Origin of the sequence: Coprococcus sp. RTP21204st1_G4_RTP21204_210225, from assembly GCF_040915385.1 — a bacterium.
In the GTDB taxonomy this organism is placed as follows: domain Bacteria; phylum Bacillota; class Clostridia; order Lachnospirales; family Lachnospiraceae; genus Allocoprococcus; species Allocoprococcus comes.
In genome coordinates this window covers 1-6,442 of sequence record NZ_JBCPDP010000039.1, presented here as the reverse complement: position 1 = coordinate 6,442, position 6,442 = coordinate 1, and the positions used below count along the sequence as shown (strand labels likewise).

The 6,442-nt window shown below is 47.6% G+C and carries 2 protein-coding genes, 2 tRNA genes and 3 rRNA genes; all 7 read left to right on the top strand.

Features of this window, described 5'->3' with window-relative positions:
- A partial coding sequence (locus AB5213_RS16755; RefSeq protein WP_368276996.1) for a hypothetical protein occupies positions 1-193 on the top strand: 193 nt, incomplete at its 5' end.
- A gap of 600 nt (positions 194-793) precedes the next feature.
- Positions 794-2,320: ribosomal RNA gene (locus AB5213_RS16750) — 16S ribosomal RNA — on the top strand.
- Between the two features lie 135 nt (positions 2,321-2,455).
- Positions 2,456-2,529, top strand: a tRNA-Ile gene (locus tag AB5213_RS16745).
- A gap of 90 nt (positions 2,530-2,619) precedes the next feature.
- A tRNA-Ala gene (locus tag AB5213_RS16740) sits at positions 2,620-2,693 on the top strand.
- Between the two features lie 113 nt (positions 2,694-2,806).
- Positions 2,807-5,686 (top strand): 23S ribosomal RNA (locus tag AB5213_RS16735).
- 72 nt (positions 5,687-5,758) lie between these two features.
- Positions 5,759-5,869: ribosomal RNA gene (gene rrf / locus AB5213_RS16730) — 5S ribosomal RNA — on the top strand.
- Together the 16S, 23S and 5S rRNA genes with 2 tRNA genes alongside form the textbook arrangement of a ribosomal RNA operon.
- Positions 5,870-6,101: 232 nt before the next feature.
- On the top strand, positions 6,102-6,442 hold a 341-nt coding region (locus AB5213_RS16725; RefSeq protein ID WP_368276995.1), incomplete at its 3' end, for a DUF177 domain-containing protein.

The following is a 6,442-nucleotide window of genomic DNA, read 5'->3' as shown; positions in this document are numbered from 1 at the left end:
TATATATAATGTGTCCCCTTCCTTCCTGCCTTTCTTTCCCTTTAAAAAACATGCTTTAAAACATATCTATCAATCAGCTAGTTATGAAAAAGTTCACGTAAACCCTCAAAAAAAGCTTGTATATATTTTGCAGATGTCCGTAAAAGCCCTACTTTTGCATCCGCTTTCGGGAACGAAGGCGGCGATGTTTTGACATTCTGACAGTAAAACGGAGCGGTAAGCTTCCATTTTTCTCTTCTTTGCCATAGGTTTCTTTCGGAACTTCGGCCTTGGAAAAGAAAAATGAAAAAAAACTTCCGAAACATTTGGAAGTTATGCTTTAAAGTCCTTACCTTTGCACCCGCTTTTGAAAACGAAAGCAGCGCGAGTTGACATTCTTTTTAAAGAAACGGTGCCTGGTCCTTCTTCCTTTTTCTTTTTGCCTCCCTTTCGACAAGAGAGACGACGAGGAAAGAGAAAAAAGAAAAATGAAAAAAAACTTCCGAAAATATTTGGAAGATATGCTTTAAAGTTCTTACCTTTGCATCCGCTTTCTGAAAAGAACAGCAATCGTGAAACGAGCGATCTTTGAACAGATTTACATAAACAATACAAGTAGTACAAGAGCAGGTGCTTCGCAAATTAATAATTGGAAACTAATGATTAAGGCGCGTCGTACCTGGGTAAAACAAAAGAACCGTCAATACTTATTCTATATAGATAGGTAAAGATAGACTTTTTGAATTCGAGCGTCCTGGACAGATAATTAAGCTGCCGCACTTTAATTTTTAATTTGCGCAGTCAAGATACTTTTACAATGAAGAGTTTGATCCTGGCTCAGGATGAACGCTAGCTACAGGCTTAACACATGCAAGTCGAGGGGCAGCATGAACTTAGCTTGCTAAGTTTGATGGCGACCGGCGCACGGGTGAGTAACACGTATCCAACCTGCCGATGACTCGGGGATAGCCTTTCGAAAGAAAGATTAATACCCGATGGCATAGTTCTTCCGCATGGTGGAACTATTAAAGAATTTCGGTCATCGATGGGGATGCGTTCCATTAGGTTGTTGGCGGGGTAACGGCCCACCAAGCCTTCGATGGATAGGGGTTCTGAGAGGAAGGTCCCCCACATTGGAACTGAGACACGGTCCAAACTCCTACGGGAGGCAGCAGTGAGGAATATTGGTCAATGGACGAGAGTCTGAACCAGCCAAGTAGCGTGAAGGATGACTGCCCTATGGGTTGTAAACTTCTTTTATACGGGAATAAAGTGAGGCACGTGTGCCTTTTTGTATGTACCGTATGAATAAGGATCGGCTAACTCCGTGCCAGCAGCCGCGGTAATACGGAGGATCCGAGCGTTATCCGGATTTATTGGGTTTAAAGGGAGCGTAGGCGGACGCTTAAGTCAGTTGTGAAAGTTTGCGGCTCAACCGTAAAATTGCAGTTGATACTGGGTGTCTTGAGTACAGTAGAGGCAGGCGGAATTCGTGGTGTAGCGGTGAAATGCTTAGATATCACGAAGAACTCCGATTGCGAAGGCAGCTTGCTGGACTGTAACTGACGCTGATGCTCGAAAGTGTGGGTATCAAACAGGATTAGATACCCTGGTAGTCCACACAGTAAACGATGAATACTCGCTGTTTGCGATATACAGTAAGCGGCCAAGCGAAAGCGTTAAGTATTCCACCTGGGGAGTACGCCGGCAACGGTGAAACTCAAAGGAATTGACGGGGGCCCGCACAAGCGGAGGAACATGTGGTTTAATTCGATGATACGCGAGGAACCTTACCCGGGCTTGAATTGCAACTGAATGATGTGGAGACATGTCAGCCGCAAGGCAGTTGTGAAGGTGCTGCATGGTTGTCGTCAGCTCGTGCCGTGAGGTGTCGGCTTAAGTGCCATAACGAGCGCAACCCTTATCGATAGTTACCATCAGGTTATGCTGGGGACTCTGTCGAGACTGCCGTCGTAAGATGTGAGGAAGGTGGGGATGACGTCAAATCAGCACGGCCCTTACGTCCGGGGCTACACACGTGTTACAATGGGGGGTACAGAAGGCAGCTACACGGCGACGTGATGCTAATCCCTAAAGCCTCTCTCAGTTCGGATTGGAGTCTGCAACCCGACTCCATGAAGCTGGATTCGCTAGTAATCGCGCATCAGCCACGGCGCGGTGAATACGTTCCCGGGCCTTGTACACACCGCCCGTCAAGCCATGAAAGCCGGGGGTACCTGAAGTGCGTAACCGCAAGGAGCGCCCTAGGGTAAAACTGGTGATTGGGGCTAAGTCGTAACAAGGTAGCCGTACCGGAAGGTGCGGCTGGAACACCTCCTTTCTGGAGTGACGTCTCGACTCGATCGTTGGTTCTTGAAGTTATGCTTCCATAAGAACCTCTTGTACTGCGCGTACTTGTTTATTAAAATATACGAGAAAAGTAGAAGCCGAGCCGTAAGGCGAGGGTTTGACTGACAGTCCTATAGCTCAGTTGGTTAGAGCGCTACACTGATAATGTAGAGGTCGGCAGTTCAACTCTGCCTGGGACTACTTCAAAGTTGAAAACTGAAAATTGAGAAATGAAAATCGGGAACTCTCCGGATTTTCCACTTTCCACTTTCCGTTTTCCACTTATAAGAAGGGGGATTAGCTCAGCTGGCTAGAGCACCTGCTTTGCACGCAGGGGGTCAACGGTTCGAATCCGTTATTCTCCACTCCGTTTTGATTATTGTTTTATAATTGAAACACCGTTCTTTGACATGATGTGACCAAAAAAAAGTAAAGTTAAAAGCTGAAAGTATATATCGACCATACGTGATCGGTAAGACAAAAAGTAAGTAAGGGCACATGGCGGATGCCTTGGCTCTCGGAGGCGATGAAGGACGTGATAAGCTGCGATAAGCTGCGGGTAGGTGCAAATGACCTTTGATCCGCGGATTTCCGAATGGGACAACCCGGTACTTTGAAGAGGTACCATTCCACAATGTGGAAGGCTAACGCAGGGAACTGAAACATCTTAGTACCTGCAGGAAAAGAAAATAAACAATGATTCCCCCAGTAGTGGCGAGCGAACGGGGAATAGCCCAAACCATCCATGTTACGGCATGGGTGGGGTTGTAGGACCACGCCGTGGCAAGAAAGTTGGTGAGCAGAATGTTCTGGAAAGTACAGCCATAGAGCATGACAGCTGCGTATGCGAAGCCAAGCGAAGCCTAGTGGTATCCTGAGTAGCGCGGAGCACGAGGAATTCTGCGTGAATCTGCCGGGACCATCCGGTAAGGCTAAATACTCCCGAGAGACCGATAGTGAACCAGTACTGTGAAGGAAAGGTGAAAAGCACTTCGAACAGAAGAGTGAAATAGTTCCTGAAACCATGTGCCTACAAGCGGTCGGAGCACCTTCTGGTGTGACGGCGTGCCTTTTGCATAATGAACCTACGAGTTACTTTTTCCGGCGAGGTTAAGGATTTCAGATCTGCAGCCGAAGCGAAAGCGAGTCTGAACAGGGCGTATAGTCGGAAGGAGTAGACGCGAAACCAAGTGATCTACCCTTGGGCAGGTTGAAGGATGGGTAACACCATCTGGAGGACCGAACCAATAAGCGTTGAAAAGCTTCTGGATGACCTGAGGGTGGGGGTGAAAGGCTAATCAAACTTGGAGATAGCTCGTACTCCCCGAAATGCATTTAGGTGCAGCCTTGACTTATACTGGCATGAGGTAGAGCGACTGATAAGATGCGAGGGCTTCACCGCCTATCAAGTCTTGACAAACTCCGAATGCGTGTCAGTTCTATGTCAGGAGTGAGGGCATGGGTGCTAAGGTCCATGTCCTAAAGGAGAACAATCCGGACCAACAGCTAAGGTCCCGAAATGAATACTAAGTTGAACTAACGAAGTCAGATTGCTAAGACAGCTAGGATGTTGGCTTGGAAGCAGCCATTCATTTAAAGAGTGCGTAACAGCTCACTAGTCGAGGAGTTTGGCGTGGATAATAATCGGGCATAAGTATTCTACCGAAGCTTTGGGATGAGAAATCATCGGTAGGGGAGCATTCCACTCGGCGTCGAAGGTGAAGCGCGAGCTTTGCTGGAGCGTGTGGAAAAGCAAATGTAGGTATAAGTAACGATAAAGGGGGTGGGAAACCCCCTCGCCGAAAGACTAAGGTTTCCTGATCAACGCTAATCGGATCAGGGTAAGTCGGGTCCTAAGGCTCAGCCGAACGGCGAGGCCGATGGCAGAACCGGTTAATATTCCGGTACTACCTGTGGGAGTGACGTGGAGACGGAGTCGTGACAGCGCCGCGGACTGACGGAATAGTCCGTTGAAGGGTGTAGATGCTGATTGTTCCAGGCAAATCCGGAGCAAGAGTCGAACCTGACAGTATGGAGCGTTCTTAGAACAATCCAATAGTGCGTGTAATCATACTTCCAAGAAAATCCGCTAAACTTAATCCTCCAGGTACCCGTACCGCAAACGGACACACGTAGTCGGGTTGAATATACTAAGGCGCTTGAGTGATTCACGGTTAAGGAACTAGGCAAACTGACCCTGTAACTTCGGGATAAAGGGTCCTCGCTTAACGGCGAGGCGCAGAGAATAGGTCCAGGCAACTGTTTAACAAAAACACAGGGCTGTGCAAAATTGAAAGATGAAGTATACAGCCTGACACCTGCCCGGTGCTGGAAGGTTAAGAGGAGATGTCATCGCAAGAGAAGCATTGAATTGAAGCCCCAGTAAACGGCGGCCGTAACTATAACGGTCCTAAGGTAGCGAAATTCCTTGTCGGGTAAGTTCCGACCTGCACGAATGGTGTAATGATCTGGACGCTGTCTCAACCGTGAGCTCAGTGAAATTGTAGTATCGGTGAAGATGCCGATTACCCGCGATGGGACGAAAAGACCCCGTGAACCTTTACTATAGCTTAACATTGAATTTGGGTAATTGATGTGTAGGATAGGCCGGAGGCTTCGAAGCGGGCACGCCAGTGTCCGTGGAGCCGCTGTTGAAATACGGCCCTTTGATTATTTGAGTTCTAACCCGTTGTTGCGGGGACACTGTTTGGTGGGTAGTTTGACTGGGGTGGTCGCCTCCAAAAGTGTAACGGAGGCTTCTAAAGGTGCCCTCACGACGATTGGTAACCGTCGGCAGAGTGTAATGGCATAAGGGCGCTTGACTGGGAGACTTACAAGTCGATCAGGTAGGAAACTAGAGCATAGTGATCCGGTGTTTCTGTATGGAAAGGACATCGCTCAAAGGATAAAAGGTACTCCGGGGATAACAGGCTGATCCCTCCCAAGAGCTCATATCGACGGAGGGGTTTGGCACCTCGATGTCGGCTCGTCACATCCTGGGGCTGGAGAAGGTCCCAAGGGTTGGGCTGTTCGCCCATTAAAGTGGCACGCGAGCTGGGTTCAGAACGTCGTGAGACAGTTCGGTCTCTATCTATCGTGGGCGCATGAAATTTGCGTGGCTCTGACACTAGTACGAGAGGACCGTGTTGGACTGACCTCTGGTTTACCGGTTGTGCCGCCAGGTGCATTGCCGGGTATCTAAGTCGGGATTGGATAAGTGCTGAAAGCATCTAAGTACGAAGCCAGCCACAAGATTAGATTTCTCAGGGTCGTTGTAGACTACAACGTTGATAGGATGCAGGTGTACAGGCAGCGATGTCATAGCCGAGCATTACTAATTGCCCGTCCACTTTTTGCCTTCCGTGTATGGAGGTATATACGTTCAGCAATATATGGACACTTTACTTTTTTCTCATCATGTCTGCCTTATTCAGGTGACTACAGCACCGGGGTTCCACCTCTTCCCATTCCGAACAGAGAAGTTAAGCCCGGTCACGCCGATGGTACTGCGTAACAGTGGGAGAGTAGGTAGTCGCCGTTTTCAGAAGAAGCCTCCGTGTCTGATAAGGATACGGAGGCTTTGTTCGTTTTATATCTTTACATATACTTGGATGCCGGCATGGATTGTTCTTGTGTTTTAGGCCATGAGTTTTCTGCTGATTTGTAGTGATATCAGGGTGAAATGAACATAAAAAAATGAATATTTTACTCTAAATACTACATAATGAGGATAATTATTCGTATCTTTGTCGCCCGAATAAACAAAAGAAGCTTTGGGAAAGTTTGATAAATACAAAATAGACCTGAAAGGTATGCAAGCAGATTCATGCAAATATGAGTTTGTGCTAGACAACCTTTTCTTTGCCAATATTGATGGACCGGAAGTGCAGAAGGGTAAAGTCAATGTGGTGTTAGTTGTAAAGAAAACATCTCGTGCTTTCGAATTGAACTTCCAGACAGACGGAATGGTGTGGGTGCCATGTGACCGTTGTTTGGACGATATGGAACAGCTTGTCAGCTCGACAGATAAGCTGCTGGTTAAGTTCGGTCATGAATATGCCGAAGAAGGTGACAATCTCATTGTAATTCCCGAAGAGGAAGGTGAGATTAATGT